General features: G+C 61.4%; 17 protein-coding genes, 1 rRNA gene and 1 pseudogene. 13 read left to right on the top strand and 6 right to left on the bottom strand.

Annotation, left to right across the window (positions count from 1 at the left end):
* A 5S ribosomal RNA gene (gene rrf, locus IGW03_RS39375) occupies positions 1–100 on the top strand; the annotation flags it as partial.
* Between the two features lie 232 nt (positions 101–332).
* Here rrf and IGW03_RS34305 read toward each other — a convergent pair.
* Together IGW03_RS34305 and IGW03_RS34300 are read right to left on the bottom strand one after the other, a co-directional pair.
* Positions 333–878: an acyloxyacyl hydrolase gene (locus tag IGW03_RS34305; protein WP_194726893.1), complete on the bottom strand. Its 546-nt coding sequence runs from the start codon at positions 876–878 to the stop codon at positions 333–335.
* 118 nt (positions 879–996) lie between these two features.
* The gene (locus tag IGW03_RS34300) at positions 997–1887 is read right to left on the bottom strand and encodes an SMP-30/gluconolactonase/LRE family protein (RefSeq protein ID WP_194726892.1); all 891 of its coding nucleotides are present in this window, start codon (positions 1885–1887) and stop codon (positions 997–999) included.
* Between the two features lie 68 nt (positions 1888–1955).
* On the opposite strand from IGW03_RS34300, the gene IGW03_RS34295 reads away from it, so the two are divergent.
* From IGW03_RS34295 to IGW03_RS34285, 3 genes are read left to right on the top strand one after another with little or no spacing between them, the layout of a single operon-like run.
* Entirely contained in the window at positions 1956–2414 is a 459-nt protein-coding gene (locus IGW03_RS34295; RefSeq protein WP_323745061.1) for an NAD(P)-binding domain-containing protein, read from the top strand.
* Positions 2415–2445: 31 nt separating this feature from the next.
* Positions 2446–4218: an ABC transporter ATP-binding protein/permease gene (locus IGW03_RS34290; protein WP_194726890.1), complete on the top strand. Its 1773-nt coding sequence runs from the start codon at positions 2446–2448 to the stop codon at positions 4216–4218.
* Positions 4219–4270: 52 nt separating this feature from the next.
* Positions 4271–5122 (top strand): DUF3047 domain-containing protein, encoded by an 852-nt coding sequence (locus IGW03_RS34285; RefSeq protein WP_194726889.1) that lies wholly within the window; start codon positions 4271–4273, stop codon positions 5120–5122.
* Here IGW03_RS34285 and IGW03_RS34280 read toward each other — a convergent pair.
* Positions 5099–6127: a DUF2891 domain-containing protein gene (locus tag IGW03_RS34280; RefSeq protein WP_194726888.1), complete on the bottom strand. Its 1029-nt coding sequence runs from the start codon at positions 6125–6127 to the stop codon at positions 5099–5101. The genes IGW03_RS34285 and IGW03_RS34280 overlap by 24 nt on opposite strands.
* A 12-nt stretch (positions 6128–6139) precedes the next feature.
* Positions 6140–7333, bottom strand: a complete 1194-nt coding sequence (locus tag IGW03_RS34275; protein ID WP_194726887.1) for a M20 aminoacylase family protein — start codon at positions 7331–7333, stop codon at positions 6140–6142.
* A gap of 298 nt (positions 7334–7631) precedes the next feature.
* Here IGW03_RS34275 and IGW03_RS34270 point away from each other — a divergent pair, with 298 nt between their 5' ends.
* Genes IGW03_RS34270 through IGW03_RS34255 form a run of 4 tightly spaced genes read left to right on the top strand, consistent with a single transcriptional unit; the run spans position 7632 to position 12768 of the window.
* Positions 7632–9704 carry a molybdopterin-containing oxidoreductase family protein gene (locus tag IGW03_RS34270; protein WP_194726886.1) on the top strand — a complete coding sequence of 691 codons (2073 nt, stop codon included), beginning with the start codon at positions 7632–7634 and terminating at the stop codon, positions 9702–9704.
* A gap of 3 nt (positions 9705–9707) precedes the next feature.
* Positions 9708–10799, top strand: coding sequence for an aminopeptidase (locus IGW03_RS34265; protein WP_194726885.1), 1092 nt, complete (start codon positions 9708–9710; stop codon positions 10797–10799).
* Positions 10800–10831: 32 nt separating this feature from the next.
* Positions 10832–11104, top strand: a complete 273-nt coding sequence (locus tag IGW03_RS34260) for a hypothetical protein (protein WP_194726884.1) — start codon at positions 10832–10834, stop codon at positions 11102–11104.
* Complete coding sequence (locus IGW03_RS34255) at positions 11086–12768, top strand: long-chain fatty acid--CoA ligase (protein WP_194726883.1); 1683 nt, start codon at positions 11086–11088, stop codon at positions 12766–12768. The genes IGW03_RS34260 and IGW03_RS34255 overlap by 19 nt, the downstream gene beginning before the upstream one ends.
* An 87-nt stretch (positions 12769–12855) precedes the next feature.
* Here the strand turns inward: IGW03_RS34255 and IGW03_RS34250 are convergent, their stop codons facing one another.
* Both IGW03_RS34250 and IGW03_RS34245 read right to left on the bottom strand, forming a co-directional pair.
* Positions 12856–14454, bottom strand: coding sequence for an alkaline phosphatase D family protein (locus tag IGW03_RS34250; protein WP_194726882.1), 1599 nt, complete (start codon positions 14452–14454; stop codon positions 12856–12858).
* 47 nt (positions 14455–14501) lie between these two features.
* A complete protein-coding gene (locus IGW03_RS34245) occupies positions 14502–14912 on the bottom strand; it encodes an acyl-CoA thioesterase (protein WP_194726881.1) in 411 nt (136 codons plus the stop codon).
* A gap of 109 nt (positions 14913–15021) precedes the next feature.
* Here IGW03_RS34245 and IGW03_RS34240 point away from each other — a divergent pair, with 109 nt between their 5' ends.
* From IGW03_RS34240 to IGW03_RS34220, 5 genes and pseudogenes are all read left to right on the top strand, one after another.
* Positions 15022–16881: an ABCB family ABC transporter ATP-binding protein/permease gene (locus IGW03_RS34240; protein WP_194726880.1), complete on the top strand. Its 1860-nt coding sequence runs from the start codon at positions 15022–15024 to the stop codon at positions 16879–16881.
* Positions 16882–16917: 36 nt separating this feature from the next.
* Positions 16918–17880, top strand: a complete 963-nt coding sequence (locus IGW03_RS34235; protein ID WP_194726879.1) for a LysR family transcriptional regulator — start codon at positions 16918–16920, stop codon at positions 17878–17880.
* 168 nt (positions 17881–18048) lie between these two features.
* Complete coding sequence (locus IGW03_RS34230) at positions 18049–19335, top strand: Glu/Leu/Phe/Val family dehydrogenase (protein ID WP_194726878.1); 1287 nt, start codon at positions 18049–18051, stop codon at positions 19333–19335.
* A 133-nt stretch (positions 19336–19468) separates the two neighbouring features.
* Positions 19469–20398 carry an amino acid ABC transporter substrate-binding protein gene (locus tag IGW03_RS34225; protein ID WP_194726877.1) on the top strand — a complete coding sequence of 310 codons (930 nt, stop codon included), beginning with the start codon at positions 19469–19471 and terminating at the stop codon, positions 20396–20398.
* A gap of 194 nt (positions 20399–20592) precedes the next feature.
* Positions 20593–20797 (top strand): annotated as a pseudogene (locus IGW03_RS34220) (amino acid ABC transporter substrate-binding protein); the annotation flags it as partial.

Raw genomic sequence — 20797 nt, 5'->3', positions numbered from 1 at the left:
GCGAGTTGGTCCCACCCCTTCCCATCCCGAACAGGACCGTGAAACGACATCGCGCCGATGATAGTGCTGCAACCAGTGTGAAAGTAGGTAATCGTCAGGCTAGTTCTACCGCATCAGCCCTGCCTCCTCCCGGACGCAGGGCTGTTTGCTTTGCGCAAACGGAATTGCGTCGCACATGTTCAAACCTATGCGGCAATGACATGACCTGAAATCTCTGCTGCAAACCTGTATATCCTGACGTGGTCGGCTGCCAAGTTCAGCAGGAACTCATGTTCTTCATGCAAATAAAAAAGCCTGCGTAAAGCAGGCTTTTTTATTTCTCGTCCGTCCACTCAGAAAGAGTAAGTCGCGCTCAGCACGGCAAAATTAGCACCATCATTGGGCTGCTTGATGCTGCCATTGGAGAAATGCTGAATCTTCAGGCCGATGTCGAGGTTGTTGCGGAAGACATAGCCGACGCCGATATGGTCGCCGAACTGGAAGTGCGTGGAGAACTGGCGATCGTTATTGTCGTAAATATCGCTCAGATAATGAGCGCCGATACCGGCTTCCACATACCAGCCTTTAAGACTGTCGTTTTGGAAGCGGAATACCGGGGTAAATCCGACATCGACAAAATCCTGCTTGTTGCCGGGTATATTGCGATAGCGGTTGCCGCGCCATTGCGACAGCGTGAGATCCCAATAGCCGCCGATATGCGTGCCGTTGGACTGCCACCATTTCGAGTCCCACTTCCACTGCAGGCCGACACGCGCCATCTTGGTCTTGTTCCCGGAGCCGAACTCCAACGAAGCGCTGTCGACCGCATGAGCGGCCTGCACAGCACCCAGGGAAGCAAGGGTCGCGAGCAGCATCGACGATATTCTTTTCTTATTCATTATCAGCCTCTTTGTTAACAGGTTCGCCCAGCCTAGATTGTTTGCAACATGAAGTTGCCGCTATTGTGGCAGATGTGGATTTGTCATGCTTGGCGGCATTACGAATGGAGTCGGAGCTTCAGGGACAGTAGGCATGCTCCGGCAAGCCGGCAACATCCACGTCCAATTCGAGCAAGAAGCCGGAAAGGGGCAGGCGGGCCAATTCTTCCGGCGGGCGCTTGTGGCTTACCGTGGTGATATACAAGGTTCGAAGTTCGGCGCCGCCGAACGCTAGCATCGTCGGACAGCGTACCGGCAGTTCGATTTCCTTCAATATCTCGCCCGATGGCGAAAGCCTGAGCAGGCGGCCGCCTTCGTACATCGCGCACCAGTAGGCTCCTTCGCTATCCACCGCCGCACCGTCCGGCCGGCCGCCATAGCCCGCCGACTTGTCGGTGGAGAACTCCTTGAATACCTTTCCCACCCCGACAGAACCGGTTGCCACATCGTAGTCATAGGCCGTGATGCGATGTGCGGTCGTATCAGCATGGTAAAGCGTGCGCTGGTCGGGACTGAAGGCGACACCGTTCGATACGGTGACCGGATGGTTCACGTCCCTGATCTTGCCGCGCTCGATGCAGAAGAGCGACCCGCCCTGCTTGTCACGCGGATCGTACAGCGTGCCTGTCCATAAGCGCCCGCGTGCATCGCACCGTCCGTCATTGAATCGGATGACAGCCGGGTCGTAAGGCGGGGCGGCAAGCGAAGTCAGGGCACCGCTGGCGGGATCGAGCATGGCCAGGCCTGAACGCATGGCCACAAGAAGGCGGCCATCATTGCCGTAGGCGATGCAGCCCGGCTCCGAAGGAAGGTCCCACTTGTCATGCGCGTCATCACCGGGCCGATAGCGATGCACCGCGTGGCCGGCAATATCGATCCAGTAAAGTGCAGACTCCCCAGGATGCCAGAGCGGACATTCGCCGAGCAGCATCGGCGTGTCGAGCACAGGACGAATGACGTTGGTCGACATGGAAGTTGCTTTTTTGAGATGATGATGCACCATTATGCATTAACCGATCATGAGGATAGGAGAGGAATGTGAGCGGTACCGCGCCACCACAGAAGATCGCTTTTCTTGGAATAGGTTTGATGGGCAGGCCCATGGCAATGCGTTTGCTCAATGCCGGGTACGCGCTTACCGCCCGGAACAGGACCAGAGCCAAGGCGGATGAACGGGCCGCATTCAATGCCCAAGTGGCGCAAGGCATTCGCCGAGGCTTCGCGGAAAGCCGCATCCTCGAGGTGCGCGGACAGCGCATGCCGGGCCGGAATTTTATGTCCGGCGGCCGGGTGAAGAGCCAGGTCAAGGATCTGGAGAATGTGCTGGCGGCCGCTGCGGCAGGCCGGCTCGGCCTGCCGGTGACGCAACTGCTGAGCAACCTCTACCGCAGCATACTCGACGCGCCGCCCAACGCCGACCAGGCTGCCGCCTTGCTCGCGATAGAAAAACTGAACTCCGGCATACGCATCCATCAATCGCCGGACAAGCTTCCCTGAACATCACTTCATTCGCCATCGAAACCGCTCCATGACCGTAAAGACCCGCGAACGCACTGACTGGCATGCCGTATGGCAGTTGATCAAGCCCTATTGGAGTTCTGAGGAAAAGTGGAAAGCCCGCGGTCTGCTGGCCGCCGTCATTGCGCTTGCACTGGGAATGGTTTATCTCGACGTGCTGTTCAATGCCTGGAACCGGGATTTCTACAACGCCCTGGAAAACAAGAACTTCGCGGAGTTCCGCGATCAGTTATGGCGATTCTCCTATCTGGCCTTCATCTACATCGCGGTGGCGATCTACCGCGTCTACCTGATGCAGGCGCTGGAAATCCGCTGGCGCGCCTGGCTGACCCGGCGCTATCTCGGTGAGTGGCTGGCCAACCAGGCCTACTACCGCATCGAACAGACCCGCACCGCGGACAACCCCGACCAGCGCATCGCCGAAGACCTGCAGTTCCTGACCAACGGCACCCTGACGCTGTCGCTTGGCCTGCTCTCCAGCGTGGTATCGCTGGCGTCCTTCGTCGGCATCCTGTGGTCGGTCAGCGGGCCGCTGTCGTTCATGCTCAGCGGCCAGCAGGTCACCATTCCCGGCTACATGGTCTGGTTCGCCATTGCCTATGCCGGCATCGGCTCCCTGATCGTGCTCTGGATCGGCAAGCCGCTGGTACTGCAGAATTTCAACCAGCAGCGCTTTGAAGCGGATTTCCGTTTCGGCCTGGTCCGAATACGCGAACATGCGGAAGCGGTCGCGCTGTACCGCGGCGAGCAGCAGGAGAAAACCCAGCTCGGCAACCGCTTCCAGCAGATCTGGCAGAACTGGTGGACCATCATGATCACCACCAAGCGGCTCAATGTCGCGTCCAATTTCTATGCCCAGTTTGCCGTGATCTTCCCTTTCCTGGTCGGTGCGCCGCGCTACTTCTCCGGCGCGATCACCCTCGGCGGTCTGATGCAGATCAGCTCGGCATTCGGCCATGTGCAGGATGCGCTGTCCTGGTTCATCAATGCCTTCAGCCAGCTCGCGAGCTGGAAGGCCAGCGTCAACCGGCTCTCCGGCTTTCATGCCGCGGTCATCGCCGCCCGCGACCAGGTGTCGGGAATCCCAGTGACCCGCAACAATGTCGGCGCGATTCTCATCGACGGCGTCAGGCTCAATCTGCCGAACGGCACATCGCTGACCGAGGCGCTCACCACGGATATCCGTCCGTCGCAGCGCATTCTCGTCAGCGGCCCCTCGGGCTGCGGCAAGTCCACGCTCTTTCGCGCGATCGCCGGCATCTGGCCCTACGGCAGCGGCAGCATCGAAGTGCCGACCGAGGCCAAGCTGCTGTTCCTGCCCCAGCGCGGCTACCTGCCGATCGGCACCCTGCGGGCGGCCATTTCCTATCCGGCGGCCGAGAATGCGTACAAGGACCTGGCGGTGCAGCACTATCTCGAACTCTGCAAGCTGGCGCATCTGGCCGACAAGCTCGACGAGCCGGACAACTGGAGCCAGCGCCTGTCGCCCGGCGAGCAGCAGCGCCTCGCCTTCGTGCGTGCCTTGCTGGCCAAGCCGCAGTATCTGTTTCTCGACGAAGCCACCAGCGCCCTCGACCCTGATACCGAAGAGCGGCTGTATGCCCTGCTGCTGGAAGAACTGCCGCAGGCAAGCATCATCAGCATCGCGCATCGTCCGGCTGTTGCGAAATACCATCAGATCCATTGGCAATTTATCCATGCCCAAAGACACGCGGATCAATTAGCGGACGCCAGGCAGGCGCAAAACTATACAATCCAGCCATCCCGGCTGCTTGTTGAATAAGCGGGCCGCATCATTGAACGGCAACATAACGACACGGCGCGCAACCCAACTCATGAAACGACACCTTGCTCCTCTTGCTCTCACATTGATGCTGGCCGGTTGCGCGCAGCAGCCCAAGATGGAAAGCAGCGCCTTGCCGGCGACCGCCTCCGCGGCCGTCAAGGTAGACGACGTCAAGCTGTTCTCGGTCAATCCCGCCGGCGGGCTTCCGCAGGGATGGGAGCCCATGATCCTGCTGCGGACGAAGAAGCAGACCCAGTACAAGCTGGTCAGCAAGGAAGACCGCACCGTACTGCATGCGCATGCGGAAAAGGCATCCTCGGGGCTGATGCAGAAGGTCGTCATCGATCCCGAAGCACGTCCCTGGCTGCACTGGCAATGGAAGACGGCGGATCTGATTCACGGCGCCGACAATACCCACCATGCCACCGAGGATTCGCCGGTGCGCATCATCCTCGGCTTCGACGGCGACAAGGACAACCTGCCGTTTGCCGACCAGATCCTGTTCGAAACCGCCAAGCTCTTGACGGGCTACGATTTTCCCTACGCCACCCTGATGTACATCTGGGAAAACAAGGCGCCGGTCGGCACCGTCATCCGCAGCAACCACAGCAGCCGCATCAAGATGATGGTGGCATCAAGCGGTACGAACGGCATCGGTGAATGGCAGAACTTCGCGCGCAACATCGTCGAGGATTATGAAAAGGCCTTCGGAGAAAAACCGGGCAAGCTGATCGGCATCGGCGTGCTGACCGATACCGACAATACCGGCGAAGCGGTGGAAGCCTGGTACGGCGATATCCGCCTGATGCGCGAGCGCGGCATGCTGGCCGCCGGCGAGGGCAGGGGCAACATCACGGAAAAAGGGAAGGGCGGGTCGCTAGTCGTCGGTCAGAGCGAGTAAGGCGAAGCTGGCCAGCCAGTGCGTGCCGGCATAGTCGCCGCCGCTGGCCTGCGGCAGCGACGCCGCCAGGTGCGCCTCGATCGCCTTCTCCGCCGCTTGCCGCAGATCGGCAGGCAATTGCGGCGCCAGGCGCTTCCAGCACCAGGCGCGCGCCAGGTTCAATCCGTCGAGATGGGCCAGCTTGGGATCGCTGCGGTCGCTGACGGCGACCGGCGCAAGCCACGTCATCAAGTCTTCCCGTGCCGGACGAAACACTTCCCACCAGTCCGCATAGCTGCAGCCGTCGACGACGCGCAGCATCAATACCGCTTCCAAGAGGCCTGCCGAGAGAAAATCTTCGCCGCCGGGTTCGTACTGCGCCGGGTAGCGGCGGTCGCGGCCGAACCATTGATTCGCCTTGCCGGCGATCAGCTTGCGCAGGGCGATATGCTGGATCCTTTCCGCGTAATCCAAACCGAACAGCACGCCGAATGCGCTGTTGGCATGCGTGCCCGCCCGTATCGGATAGTCCGCCAGCGGCAGGTAATGCAGAAAACGTTCGGTGATCAGGTCGGCCAGCGGCTGCAGCGCATCGCGCCACGCTGATGTGCGCGCATCGGTATCGGCCAGCAGCATCAGCTCCGTCTGCAGCTTGAGCAGCCAGGCCCAGCCATAGGTGCGTTCGAAGGATTGCCGCGCCGGATGCCGCAGATAGTCCGCCTCGGCTTCGATATTGGCCGGCGTGAAATGCAGGTCGAACAGTTCACGTATGCGCGGCGCCTCGTCCAGCTCAGGAGCCAGGCGCAGCAGGCGCGCAAGCAGCCAGTGCATGTGAACGCTGGAATGCCAGTCATAACTGCCGTAGAACGCGGGATGCATGCCGCGCGGCGACTGCCATTCGCCGGGAGCGGTCAGCAGGTGGTCGATCTTGTGCGGCAGTTCCCGCACCACGTTCGACAGCGCAACGCGCGCGAACGGCGCGGCATACTCGGCGAGGGCGGGCGTACCTGTGGAAGTTATCTGCATCGGATGCGCTTCTCAGACCGTGCGCAGATAGGATTCCGCCAGGCGAACCCAATAGGTTGCTCCCAACGGCAGCAGTTCATCGTTGAAGTCGTAGCTTGGGTTGTGCAGGTTGCACGGGCCGAGGCCGTGTCCCTGCGCTCGATGATCGCCTTCGCCGTTGCCGATGAAGACATAGCATCCCGGCTTGTCCTGCAGCATGAAGGCGAAATCCTCGGCGCCCATCGTCGGTTCGACCTGGCTGTCCACATTGTCTTCGCCGACGACCGACTTCAGCACATCGATGGCGAATGCGGTTTCCCTGGCGTGATTGATCAGCGGCGGATAGTTGCGGTGGAAGCGGAAGTCGACCGTGCTGTCGAATGCCGCGGCCGTGTGTTCCGCGATGGCCCGCATGCGGCTTTCCATCAGGTCGAGCACGCCGGTCGAGAAGGTGCGGACCGTGCCGATCAGCGTGGCTTCATCGGGAATGATGTTGGTCGCGCTGCCGGCATGGATCTGGGTGATCGACAGCACGGCCGCATCGAGCGGATTCTTGTTGCGGCTGACGATGGTCTGCCAGCTCTGGGCGATCTGCACCGCCACCATGACGGGATCAATGCCCTTGTGCGGCTGCGCCGCATGGGCGCCGCGCCCCTTGATAACCACCTCGAATTCATTCGAGGAAGCCATCATCGGCCCTGCCGTCACGCCGAAGGTGCCGACCTTCACGCCCGGCCAGTTGTGCATGCCGAATACCGCTTCCATCGGGCACTTCTCGAACAGGCCGTCATCCATCATGCGCCGTGCGCCGCCGCCGCCTTCTTCGGCGGGCTGGAAAATCACATACACCGTGCCGTCGAAATTGCGATGTCTCGACAGGTAATGGGCGGCGCCCAGCAGCATCGCCACATGGCCGTCATGGCCGCATGCATGCATCTTGCCCTGATGCCTGGACGCGTGAGGGAAGGAGTTGATTTCCTGTACCGGCAGGGCATCCATGTCCGCGCGCAGGCCGACGGCGCGCGTGCCGGTGCCGTTCTTGAGCACGCCCACCACGCCGGTCACGCCCATGCCGCGGATGACGGGGATGCCCCATTCGGTCAGCTTGGCGGCAATCAGGTCGGCGGTGCGCTGCTCCTCGAAACAGAGTTCGGGATGGGCGTGGATGTCACGCCGGATCTGCTGGAGTTCGGACTGGAATGCGACGATGGGATCAATCAGGTTCATGCTCTTCTCCAGATTCCGCCACACGGGCCATGGTGTTCATTGCCTGCCGGTAAGCGATATTTTCTTTTCCCGATATATTACTCGGAAGCTTTCGCAGTTATTCTAGCGACTGTAGCCGAAGACGTGCATGCCCATGGACAAAGCGACAAGAGCTACTTGGCGGCATGGCACTTTCCGGCATTTGCCAGCTCGGCAATACAAAAGCAAAAAGACAAGAGACTCGGTCTTGCATCCCAAGAACCGGCCCGATCAACACGACGCGTATCCACCCGAGGCGCGTCCGACCTGGAAGACATTGATGACCACATCCATCGTACGCGCCACCTGTCCCCATGACTGCCCCGATACCTGCGCCTTGCTGGTCACCGTCGAGGACGGCGTCGCCACGCAGGTGCGCGGCGATCCCGATCATCCGACCACCGCCGGCGTGCTCTGCACCAAGGTGTCGCGCTATACCGATCGCACTTATCACAAGGACCGCCTGCTGCATCCGATGAAGCGGGTAGGGCGCAAGGGCGAAGGCCGTTTCGAACGCATTTCCTGGGACGAGGCGCTCGACACGATTGCCTCGAAACTGAAAGCCGTCGCAGCCCGCGATCCCCAGGCCATTCTTCCCTACAGCTATGCCGGCACCATGGGACTGGTGCAGGGCGAGTCGATGGCTGCACGCTTTTTCAACAAGCTGGGCGCCTCGCTGCTGGACCGCACGATCTGCGCGTCGGCCGGCGGCGCGGGCTACAAGTACACCGTGGGTGCGCGCATCGGCACCGATGTCGAGCAGTTCCAGAATGCCAGGCTCATCCTGATCTGGGGCGGCAATCCGATCGCATCGAATCTGCATTTCTGGATGCGGGCGCAGGAAGCCAAGCGGCGCGGCGCAAAGCTCATCGCCATCGATCCCTACCGCTCGCTGACGGCGGAAAAATGCCATCAGCATATTGCGCTGCTGCCAGGCACCGATGCGGCGCTCGCGCTCGGCATGATGCATGTATTGATCAAGGAGAATCTGGTGGACGAGGATTACATCGCCCGCCATACCATCGGTTATGAGGCGTTGAAGGAACGCGCTGCCGAGTGGACGCCGCAGCGCACTGCGGAGACCTGCGGCATCAGCGCCGAAGAGGTCGAGCAGCTTGCGCGCGATTACGGTTCGCTTGCAACGCAGGGCGAGCCGGTGGCGATCCGCATCAACTACGGTCTGCAGCGGGTGCGCGGCGGCGGCATGGCGGTGCGCAACATCGCCTGCCTGCCGGCGCTGGTGGGCGCATGGCGGCATGCGGCTGGCGGCGTGCAATTGTCATCGTCCGACACCTTCCCGAAGAACGGCGCGGCCCTGCAGCATCCCGAGCTGTTGAAGAAGCAAGTCCGCACGATCAACATGAGCACGATAGGCGACGCATTGCTCGAAGATGCCTCGCCGGAATTCGGGCCGAAGATCGAAGCCGTCATCGTCTACAACTCGAACCCCGTGGCCGTCGCTCCGGAGTCGCCGAAAGTCGAGCGCGGATTCGCGCGCGAAGACCTGTTCACCGTCGTGCTCGAACATTTTCAAACCGACACGGCCGACTATGCCGACATCGTGCTGCCGGCAACGACGCAGCTTGAGCATACCGACATTCATGCCACATACGGCCATCTCTACATGATGGCCAACAATCCTGCGATCGCCCCGCTGGGCGAGTCCAAGCCCAATACCGAGTTCTTCCGCCTGCTCGCGCAGCGCATGGGATTTGATGATCCCTGCTTCCACGAGAGCGATGACGAGATCGCAGCGCAAGCCTTCAATGCGAAAGACACGCGCGCCATCCACTTCGACTGGGATTCCCTCAAGCGCAAGGGATGGCAGAAGCTCAACGCGCCCGATGCGCCTTTCGCGGAAGGCGGATTTGCAACGCCCTCCGGCAAGTGCGAGTTCTACAGCGAACGCATGAAGGCCGACGGCCTGGATCCTTTGCCAACCTATATTGCTCCGTACGAATCGCGTGCCAGCAATCCCGAGTTGGCAAAGCGATATCCGCTGGCAATGATTTCTCCGCCGGCAAGGAACTTTCTCAACAGCACCTTCGTCAATGTGCAGAGCTTGCGCGATACGGAAGGTGAACCGCATCTGGACATTCATCCCGCCGATGCCGCGCAGCGCGGTATCGAAGATGGCAATCAGGTACGCATCTTCAACGACCGCGGATCATTCGTCGCGAAGGCGCGCGTGACCGACAAGGCGCGCGAAGGACTGGTGGTGGGCTTGTCCATCTGGTGGCGCAAGTTTGCCGCCGATGGCAAGAATGCCAATGAAGTGACCAGCCAGCGCCTGACCGACATGGGCAACGCGCCGACGTTCTATGACGTGCTGGTACAGGTAGAGAAAGTTTAGGAAATGAAAAAGAAGTGGCGGGTGTTGGCATGCGGCGGCCTTGTTGCCGTCATGGCGGGATGTGCGCAGATCGGGTATTTCGCGCAGGCAGCCCACGGACAATTCTCGCTGCTCTCCGAAGCGCGGCCGATCGATGAATGGCTGGCCAGTCCCGGCACCGAAGACAAGCTCAAGACCAAGCTGGCGCGCGTCAAGGAAATCCGCGCATTCGCCGCGCGCGAACTCGGCCTGCCCGACAATGACAGCTATACCACCTACGCGGACCTGAAGCGTCCGTTCGTCATGTGGAACATCGTCGCCACCCCGGAGCTTTCCTTGAAGCCGATGGAGTGGTGCTTCCCGATCGCCGGCTGCGTCAAGTACCGGGGTTATTACCGCAAGGAAGACGCGCAGGCCTATGCGGCCGAACTGCGCGCGGCGAAGTTCGATGTGGAAATCTCGGGTGTGCCCGCCTACTCGACGCTCGGCTGGTTCAAGGATCCGGTGCTGTCGACCTTCATCCAGTATCCTGATGGCGAACTCGCGCGCCTGGTGTTCCATGAACTGGCTCACCAGGTCGTGTATGTGCCCGGCGATTCTCAGTTCAACGAATCGTTTGCGGTGGCGGTGGAAGAGGCCGGCGTCGAACGCTGGCTGGAGAAGCACGGCGACGACAAGACCCGCAAGGCGTATGTGGCTTATGAAGGCCGCAAGCGCGACTTCCTCGCGCTGCTGATGAAACAGCGCAAGGCGCTCGCCGCCAACTACGAGCGCGATGCCAGCGACAGCGAGAAGCGCAAGGAAAAGGCGGCGATCTTCCAGGCGCTCAAGGATGAATACCAGGTGCTCAAGGAAAGCTGGGGCGGCTATGCCGGCTACGACCGCTGGTTCGCCGAGCCGCTGTCGAATGCGCACCTGTCGGCCATCGCCACCTATCATGACTTCGTGCCCGGCTTCCGCGCCATGCTGGCGCAGCAGAAGGACCTCGGCAAGTTCTACACCGCCGTGCGTGCCCTGTCCGCCCTCGGCAAGGACGAGCGGCATCAGGCACTGGCCAATCTCGGCAATTCCGGTCCGATCACCGCAGGAAACAACGTCGAGATCGCTGCCCACTGAGATCGATCGGGAATGTGCCTGGCGCGGTAATCATGCGCACTGCAAAAGCGGCCTTTCATGGCCGCTTTTTTGCGTGTATTGTGCATGGGAAGCAACTTGCGTTGCTTGCGTTTTCCCCTTTGTATTGTTGCAATGCAAAAGAATGGACGGCTAGAAGTATGCTTCGGAAGCCATTAAAAGACTTGCATGTAAACGCGCCGACCGATAGCATCTATGCCGAGAAAAAGAACCGTCGTGCTATTTTTTGCGACACCCTAACCTTCCATAAAAAGACAAGAGGCAGACAATGGAAAAGCTTTGGCTGAAGTCTTATCCTGCGGGCGTTCCTGCGGAAATCGATTACACACAATACCGTTCGCTGGTGCACCTGCTCGAAGAGTCCTTCCAGAAGTTTGCGTCCCGCAATGCCTACGTCTGCATGGACAAGTTCATGACCTATGCGGAGCTCGACCAGCTGTCCACCCGCGTCGGCGCCTGGCTGCAGGAACGCGGCCTGAAGAAGGGAGCGCGGGTCGCGATCATGATGCCCAACGTGCTGCAGTATCCGGTGGCGATCGCCGGCGTCCTGCGCGCGGGCTATTGCGTGGTCAATGTCAATCCGCTGTATACGCCGCGCGAACTCGAGCATCAGCTCAATGACTCCGGCGCCGAAGCCATCATCATCCTGGAAAATTTTGCCACCACCCTGGAACAGGTGATCGGCAAGACCAAGGTCAAGCACGTGGTGGTGGCCAGCATGGGGGAAATGCTGGGCGGCGTCAAAGGCGCGCTGGTCAATTTCGTGGTGCGCAACGTCAAGAAGATGGTGCCCGCCTTCTCGCTGCCCAATGCGATCCGCTTCAAGCAGGTCCTGTCCGAAGGCGCGCGCCTGCAGCTCAAGCCGGTGGAGCTCGGCCATGACGATCTCGCTTTCCTGCAGTACACCGGCGGCACGACCGGCGTATCGAAGGGCGCGACGCTGACGCATCGCTGCGTGATCGCCAATGTGCTGCAGAACGATGCCTGGGCGCAGCCGGCGCTGCAGGAGGAGCCGAAGATCGATCCGCTGACTATCGTCTGCGCGCTGCCGCTGTACCATATCTTTGCCCTGACCGCCTGCATGCTGATGGGCACGCGCTGGGGTGCGATGAACCTCCTGATTCCGAATCCGCGCGATATTCCCGGCTTCATCAAGGAGCTTTCCAAGCACAAGTTCAACCTGCTGCCGGCAGTGAATACGCTCTACAACGGCTTGCTGAACAACCCGGAATTCGCCAAGCTGGATTTCTCCAGCCTGAAGATCTGCAACGGCGGCGGCATGGCGGTGCAGAAGGCGGTCAACGACAAATGGCTCAAGGTCACCGGCTGCCCCATCGTGGAAGGCTACGGCTTGTCCGAGACCTCGCCGACGGCGACCTGCAATCCGGCGACCTCGCATGAATTCTCCGGCACCATCGGCCTGCCCATCCCCGGCACCGAGATCGCCATCCTCGACGATGCCGGCAATCCTGTGCCGCTCGGCGAGCCGGGCGAGATCGCGATCCGCGGCCCGCAGGTCATGGCCGGCTACTGGAACCGCCCCGATGAAACCGCGAAGGTCATGACTCCGGACGGCTACTTCAAGTCGGGCGATATCGGCGTGATGGACGAGCGCGGCTTCGTCAAGATCGTGGATCGCAAGAAGGACATGATTCTGGTGTCCGGCTTCAACGTGTATCCGAACGAGATCGAAGGCGTCGTCGCCGCGCATCCAGGCGTGCTCGAATGCGCCTGCATCGGCGTGCCCGATGCGAACTCCGGCGAAGCGGTCAAGCTCTTCGTGGTGCGCAAGGATGCGTCGCTGACGGTCGATGAACTGATGGGCTATTGCAAGGAGCAGTTCACGGCGTACAAGAAGCCCAAGTACATCGAGTTCCGCGACGAACTGCCCAAGACCAACGTCGGCAAGATCCTGCGGCGCGAACTGCGCGACGAGAAGCAGGCCGCCTGAGCGGAAAACCATCGGCGATCGGCCAAACGAAAAACCGCCTGCAGTGCAGGCGGTTTTTTTATGGCTGTACCTTCATGCCTGTGACCGTCATGCCTTCTGCAGCCGAGGCCGTCCGTCCTCGATGATGAAGCTCGCCGCCGTCGACACGCCGGAGTCCGCGAGCCGCACATCGTCGAGCGCCTGGAAGCGGGCGCTGACGCGTTTGGGCTTGACTTCCAGCATCATGTAGCCGCGCCGGTCGCTGCGTCCGTACTTGATGTGCGGATTGTCGGCGACGTAGCGGTCGGTGCGCGACTGCGGGCGTGAATTGGACGTGACCGAGGTGCCGCACAGTTCGGTGGCAATCACCGGATTGTCCTTCGATGCGCTCCGGCTGAAATCGGAGCGCAGCTCCGCCGCATAAAAGGTGTGCACATCGCCCGACAGCACGAGCGGATTGCTCAGGTCATGCTTGCGCATGCTGTCGAGCAGGCGCCGCCGTGCCGCCGGATAGCCGTCCCAGCCGTCGTTCCAGAAGCGGCCGCCGTCCTCGTCCTCGATGGGAACCTGTGAGCATTGCGCCATCAGCGTCTGCTGGGCGACCAGGTTCCACGCCGCCTTCGATGAGGCGAAGCCCTCGTACAGCCATTGCTCCTGCACTGGGCCGAGCAGCGTGCGCTCCTGTGCCGTTCTTTCCGTGCAGGCTGCGCCGACCGATGTCGAACCGCCGCGTTCGGAATGCTGGCAGGCGTGGTAGGAGCGGTACTGGCGGTCGTCGAGCAGATGGAATTGCGCAAGCCGCCCCCATTCGAAACGATCGTAGATGCGCAGCTGCGCAAAGCGCTGCGGCCCTTCCGGTAAGGCAGGCAGGCGTATCGGCATGTGCTCGTAGAACGCCTGGTAGGCGGCGGCTCGGCGCGCCATGAAATTCGGATCGAGCCGTTCGTCGCGGTCATTGCCGTAGTCGTTGGACACTTCGTGGTCGTCCCAGGTCACGATCCAGGGCGCGGCGAGATGCGAAGCCTGCAGATGCGGGTCGGACTTGTACTGCGCATAGCGCGCCCGGTACTGCGCCAGCGTGAAGCTTTCATTACTGCGCTTGCGCGGCGCCGCCGGATGGGTCAGCGCGTATTCTCCCCATTCGTAGATGTAGTCACCGAGGAAGGCAACCAGGTCGGGCGCTTCCGCCGCGATGTACCGGTGCGCGGCATACTGGCCGAAATCCCAGTGCTGGCAGGAGGCGACTGCGAGTTTCAGCGACGAGGCAATCCGGTCGGCCGCCGGCGCGGTGCGCGTCCTGCCGACGGGGCTGACGGCATTGCCGAGCATGAAGCGGTACCAGTACCAGCGGTCCGGCTTGAGGCCGCCGGCATCGACATGCACGCTGTGTCCGAGTTCAGGCAGCGCGACGGCGGTGCCTTTCGCCGCGATCCGCCTGAAGCCTTCGTCTTCGGCGATTTCCCATTGCACGCTGTAGGGCCGGCTGCCGGACGACTCTGCATCGAGCGGGTCGGGCAGGATGCGCGTCCACAGGACGACGCCGGTGGCGAGCGGTGAACCGGAGGCCACGCCCAGGCTGAACGGGTAGGATGAGGTCCGGCTCAGCGCGGTGGAAGAAAAGGCGGTGGAGGGAAGAGCGGCTGACAAGGCGGCCAGCGACAACAGGCGCGCGGACTGCGCGAGAAACTGTCTGCGTTCGATTCGCATGGGAAAAATTGCGTGAGCCGGCCAGGATCGGTCCTGGCCAATGGCGTTTATTCGCCGGCGAGCGGCGGAATGGGACGGCGCTGGCGGCTTTCATCGGTGGCGACATAGGTCAGCGTCGCTTCCGTGACCTTCACGATCTCGACCGGCAGGCGGTTGCGTTCGGCATAGACTTCGACATTCACCGTGATCGACGTGTTGCCCACCTTCACGACGTCCGCATAAAAGGAAAGCAGGTCGCCGACGAACACCGGCTGCTTGAAGACGAAGGAGTTCACCGCCACCGTGGCCACGCGGCCGTTGGCGCGCCGCACCGCGGGCAGCGATCCGGCGATGTCGACCTGCGCCATGATCCATCCGCCGAACACGTCGCCGTGGACGTTCGCATCCGCCGGCATCGGCATCACGCGCAGCTGCGGTACCTTGCCTTCGGGCAGGGCGGTATGAAGTGTGTTTGTCATTGTGTTTCCCCTGAGCGGCCTCAACTGATGAAGATAGAGGCTCTAAGCTAAAATCGTTCGAGCAGTCATTAAGCCAGAGCATAAACCATTCCGCCGGATAAACCATTTCATGCGCCGTTCCCCCGTGTCATCCCCCGAGCCGCCCGCCAACGAAGGCACCCGCAACGACTGGGGCACGCTCAAGACTTTATTTCCCTACCTGTGGGCTTACAAGTGGCGGGTCCTGCTCGCACTGACTTTCCTGATCGGCGCCAAGCTGGCCAACGTCGGCGTGCCGCTGGTGCTCAAGAGACTGGTCGACAGCATGACCGTCAGCCCCGACAGGCCGGAAACCATGCTGGTGTTGCCAGTGGGTATCCTGGTTGCATATGGGGTGTTGCGCCTGTGCACCACCATGTTCACCGAGCTGCGGGAATTCGTGTTCGCCAAGGTCACGCAGAGCGCGGTAAGGACGATCGCGCTGCAGGTATTCCGGCATCTGCATTCGCTGTCGCTGCGTTTCCACCTGAACCGGCAGACCGGCGGCATGACGCGCGACATAGAGCGCGGCTCGCGCGGCATTTCCTCGCTGGTGTCGTACACCCTATACAGCATCCTGCCGACGCTGGTGGAGATCACGCTGGTGATCGGCTACCTGGTGCTGCATTACGACATCTGGTTCGCCGGAATCACGATCGTGGCGCTGCTGGTGTACATCGGCTTTACCGTAGCCGTCACCGAATGGCGCACCAATTTCCGGCGCACCATGAACGATCTCGACTCCAAGGCCAACACCCGCGCCATCGATTCGCTGATCAATTATGAAACCGTCAAGTATTTCGGCAACGAGGAATACGAGGCGCGCCGCTACGATCAGAGCATGCAGACCTGGGAAACGGCGGCGGTCAAGTCGCAGACTTCCCTCTCCATTCTCAATACCGGGCAGTCGCTGATCATCGCCATTGCCGTCACGCTGATCCTCTGGCGCGCGACGCAGGGCGTGATCGACGGCACGATGTCGCTGGGCGACCTGGTGCTGGTCAATGCCTTCATGATCCAGCTCTACGTGCCGCTCAATTTCCTCGGCGTGATCTACCGCGAGATCAAGCAGAGCCTGGCCGACATGGAGCGGCTGTTCAAGCTGCTCGACCAGCACCGCGAGGTGGCCGACGTGCCCGAGGCGAAGCCGCTCGCCATCCAGGGCGCTGAAGTGAAGTTCTCGCATGTGGACTTCAGCTACGAGGCCAAGCGGCAGATCCTGTTCGACGTGGATTTCACGATCCCCGCGGGAACCACCACGGCCGTGGTCGGCCACAGCGGTTCCGGCAAGTCCACGCTGTCGCGCCTGCTGTTCCGCTTCTACGACATCAATGCCGGCAGCATCAGCATCGACGGCCAGGACCTGCGCAAGATCACCCAGACTTCGCTGCGCAAGGCCATCGGCATCGTGCCGCAGGATACGGTGCTGTTCAACGACACCATCGAATACAACATCGCCTACGGCAAGCCCGATGCCAGCAAGGAAGACATCGTCGCCGCGGCGAAGGCGGCCTACATCCATGACTTCATTGAAAGCCTGCCCGACGGCTACAAGACCTTGGTCGGCGAACGCGGGCTGAAGCTGTCAGGCGGCGAAAAGCAGCGCGTCGCGATTGCGCGCACCCTGCTCAAGAATCCCGCCATCCTGATTTTCGACGAGGCCACCTCCGCACTCGATTCGCGCGCCGAGCAGGCCATCCAGACGCAGCTCAAGGAAATCGCCAAGGACAGGACCACGCTGGTGATCGCGCACCGCCTGTCGACCATCGCCGATGCCGCCCAGATCCTGGTGCTCGATCATGGCCGCATCGTCGAGCGCGGCACGCATGCGCAGCTGCTGGCCGAGAACGGCGCCTACGCCCAGATGTGGGAACGCCAGCAGGCGCGGCAGGAGATTCCTTCATCGTCGCCCGGTGCGGATGGGCGAGACGCGGAGCCGGCGGTGGCATAGCTTTGCTTCCGCCGGTGAAGCGACTACCATAGCGCCATGGAAACCAAATGGCTGGAAGACTTCATTTCACTGGCGGAGACCGGCAGCTTCAGCCGGTCGGCCGAACTGCGCCATGTGACCCAGCCTGCCTTCTCCCGGCGCATCCAGTCGCTGGAAGCCTGGCTGGGCGCCGACCTGATCGACCGCACCTCCTATCCGACCCGTCTTACGCATGCCGGCGAAGTGTTCTACGAACAGGCGCTGGAGATGCTGGGGCAGATCAACAATGCGCGCGCGCTCCTGCGCGGCAAGCGTCCGACCGCCCACACGACCGTCGATTTCGCGGTGCCGCATACGCTGTCGCTGACCTTCATGCCGAAATGGATCAGCGAGCTCAAGCAGGATTTCGGCATGCTCAACAGCCGGCTCATTGCGCTCAACGTCCATGACGCGGTGATGACGATGGTGGAGGGCGGCTGCGATCTCCTGCTGTGCTACCACCATCCGCGCCAGCCGGTGCAGCTCGATGCCAGCCGCTACGACATGCTCTCGCTCGGCAGCGAAACCCTGCGCGCCTATGCCCGCTGCGACAGGAGCGGCGTGCCGCAGCTGCAGCTGCCCGGCACGGCCAAGTCTCCGTTGCCGTTTCTCTCCTACACCAGCAATGCCTATCTAGGCCGCATGGTCGATCTTCTCCTGGCGGAGGCCGAACGGCCGCTGTACCTCGAGAAGTGCTACGAGACCGACATGGCCGAAGGCTTGAAGATGATGGCGCTCGAAGGCCACGGCATTGCTTTTCTGCCCGAATCGGCGGTGGTGCGCGAACTCAAGCAGAAGCATCTTGCGCGCGCCGACGGCGGCGGCGCCGACTGGGAACTGAGCATGGAAATCCGCCTCTATCGTGAACGGCCGACGGCCCAGCGGCCGGGCAAGCCGGTCGTTGCCCGACTCTGGGACTATCTGGTCCGGCGCGGTGAAAAGAAGCACCGGACGCGCAAGACCAGAGCAACAACCGCCTGAAGAGCCGGGGTATTCCGGTTTTTGCGGAGACGCAAACCTTATGTTTTTCATGCATAGTTGCATGCCTACAAAGCATTGGATTGCGTTTATGTGTTGCACTAGCATCCGTTTCTGTAATGTCGATTACAGCAGCGATGGCTGCCTGAACCCACAAGGAGCAGTAGCACCATGTCCACACAGCATGAAGTCCCGTCCTACCTGACACAAAAAGAAATCGGCCCCTGGGGCGTCTATCTCGAACAGATCGACCGCGTCACGCCTTATCTCGGCAGCCTGGCGCGTTGGGTTGAAACCCTCAAGCGTCCCAAGCGCATCCTCGTCGTCGACGTGCCCATCGAGCGCGACGACGGCAGCATTGCCCACTTCGAAGGCTACCGCGTCCAGCACAATACCTCGCGCGGCCCGGGCAAGGGCGGCGTGCGCTTTCACCAGGACGTGACGCTGTCGGAAGTCATGGCCCTGTCGGCCTGGATGACAGTCAAGAACGCGGCGGTGAACGTTCCCTACGGCGGCGCCAAGGGCGGTGTCCGCCTCGATCCCAAGACCCTGTCCACAGGCGAACTGCAGCGCGTGACGCGCCGCTATACCAGCGAAATCAACATCATCATCGGACCCAACAAGGACATCCCCGCGCCGGACGTCAACACCAACGAGCAGATCATGGCCTGGATGATGGACACCTACTCGATGAACCAGGGCAGCACCGCCTCGGGCGTCGTCACCGGCAAGCCGATCTCGCTGGGCGGCAGCCTGGGCCGCCGTGAAGCCACCGGCCGCGGCGTTTATGTGGTCGGCTGCGAAGCCGCCGCCAAGCGCGGCATCGACATCAAGGGCGCCAGGGTTGCGGTGCAAGGCTTCGGCAACGTGGGCGGCATTGCTGCGCGCCTGTTTGCCGAAGCGGGCGCCAAGGTGGTCGCGGTGCAGGATCATATCTCCACCGTCGTCGCCGACAGCGGACTTGATGTCGTGGCACTGCAGGCACACGTCGCGCAGCACGGCAGCGTCGCCGGCTTCGGCGGCGGCGACATCGTCAATGACCGCAGCCGCTTCTGGGAAGTCGACTGCGATATCCTGATCCCCGCCGCGCTGGAGCAGCAGATCACCGAAGCCAACGCGAACAAGATCCGCGCCAAGATCATCCTGGAAGGCGCCAACGGCCCGACCACGCCGGCCGCCGACGACATCCTGCACGACAAGGGCGTGCTGGTCGTGCCCGATGTGATCGCCAACGCGGGCGGCGTGACGGTCAGCTATTTCGAATGGGTGCAGGATTTCTCCAGCTTCTTCTGGACGGAAGACGAAATCAACCAGCGCCTCACCCGCATCATGCGCGAAGCATTCGGAGCGGTATGGACACTGGCGCAGGAGAAAAACGTATCATTGCGAACTGCCGCATTTATTGTTGCCTGCACCCGCGTGTTGCAGGCACGGGAAATGCGAGGGCTGTACCCCTGATGTTCCGGATGCACTGAAAACTGGCAAGCTGCCGGCAATGCACCGGCGGCTGCCACGACAGGAAGGCGGCCGATGTTCAACGCAACGCCGGCCGTCCTGAGCGCTGTCCACGCCGGCATGAGATGGAGACCTTATGCTCGACAAGACGATCACAAGTCGCCCAAGTCGTATTTCCAAAGCCACGCTGGCGGCAGCATCCTGCCTGCTTGCCGTATCCGCAGCCTCATCCGTGCATGCAGGCACCGATACGCTGTCCAAGATCCGCGACAGCCGCACGATCACGATCGCGCACCGCGAAGCCTCGGTGCCGTTTTCCTACCTTGACGACAACAAGAAGCCGATCGGCTACGCGATGGACCTTTGCCTCAAGGTGGCCGATGCGGTGCGCCGCGAACTCAAGCTGGACCGCCTCAACATCGCCTACCTCGCAGTTACGTCGTCGGACCGCATTCCCGCAATTGTCGACGGCAAGGCCGATCTCGAATGCGGCTCCACCACCAACAACGCCGAACGGCGCAAGCAGGTCGCCTTCACCATTCCCCATTTCATCGCCGCGGTCCGCATGGTAGTGCGCACCGATTCCGGCATCAGCAACTGGACCGACCTGCGGGGCAAGCAGGTCGTCACCACCAAGGGCACGACCACCATGAAGCTGCTGACCGACCGCGACAAGGTGCGGGCGCTGGGATTGCGGCTGCTCGAAGGACGCGATCATGCCGAATCCTTTGCCATGGTGGAGAAGCGTCAGGCTGCGGCATTCCCGATGGACGACGTGCTGCTGTACGGCTTGCGCGCCGGCTCGCCGAATGCCGACGAGCTCGTCGTGGTGGGCGACGCCATGTCGGCCGAACCTTACGCGATCATGCTGCCCAAGGACGATCCCGCATTCAAGGCCGTGGTCGACCGGGAAATGGGCCGCATCATTCACGACGGCGAGATCTACAAGCTCTACGACAAGTGGTTCAAGCATCCGATTCCGCCGAAGGGCCAGGCCATGAACATGCCGATGGGACATCTGCTGCGCGATACCTTCCGCTTTCCCACGGATAAGGTCGGCGACTGAAACCTTCGTACAAGATAGGTCAGGTCCATCCGTATAACTACGTATTGCGTGCAATTGAAAACAAAGCCATGTTCCGACAACCAGCTATTGCCATACGGAGCCGCTGCCAGCTGTCGCTTCAGGGTCAATGGAAATCATGTTTCATATGCATAGCTTTTGGTACACTAAAGTTACTAATTTTTCCTGGAGATAAAATGAAACTAGCAAAACTGATCGCAGTCATGATCGGCGCAGGAGTGATCGCGGGAGCCGCGCAGGCGCAGGAGAGCCCGACGCTCAAGAAAATCAAGGACAGCGGCACCATCACCCTGGGCGTGCGCGACTCTTCCATTCCCTTCTCCTACCTCGATGACAAGCAGTCCTACCAGGGCTACTCGATCGATTTGTGCATGAAGGCCG

Source organism: Noviherbaspirillum malthae, assembly GCF_015352985.1.
GTDB lineage: Bacteria > Pseudomonadota > Gammaproteobacteria > Burkholderiales > Burkholderiaceae_D > Noviherbaspirillum > Noviherbaspirillum malthae.
This window is presented reverse-complemented; position numbering and strand designations above follow the sequence as displayed.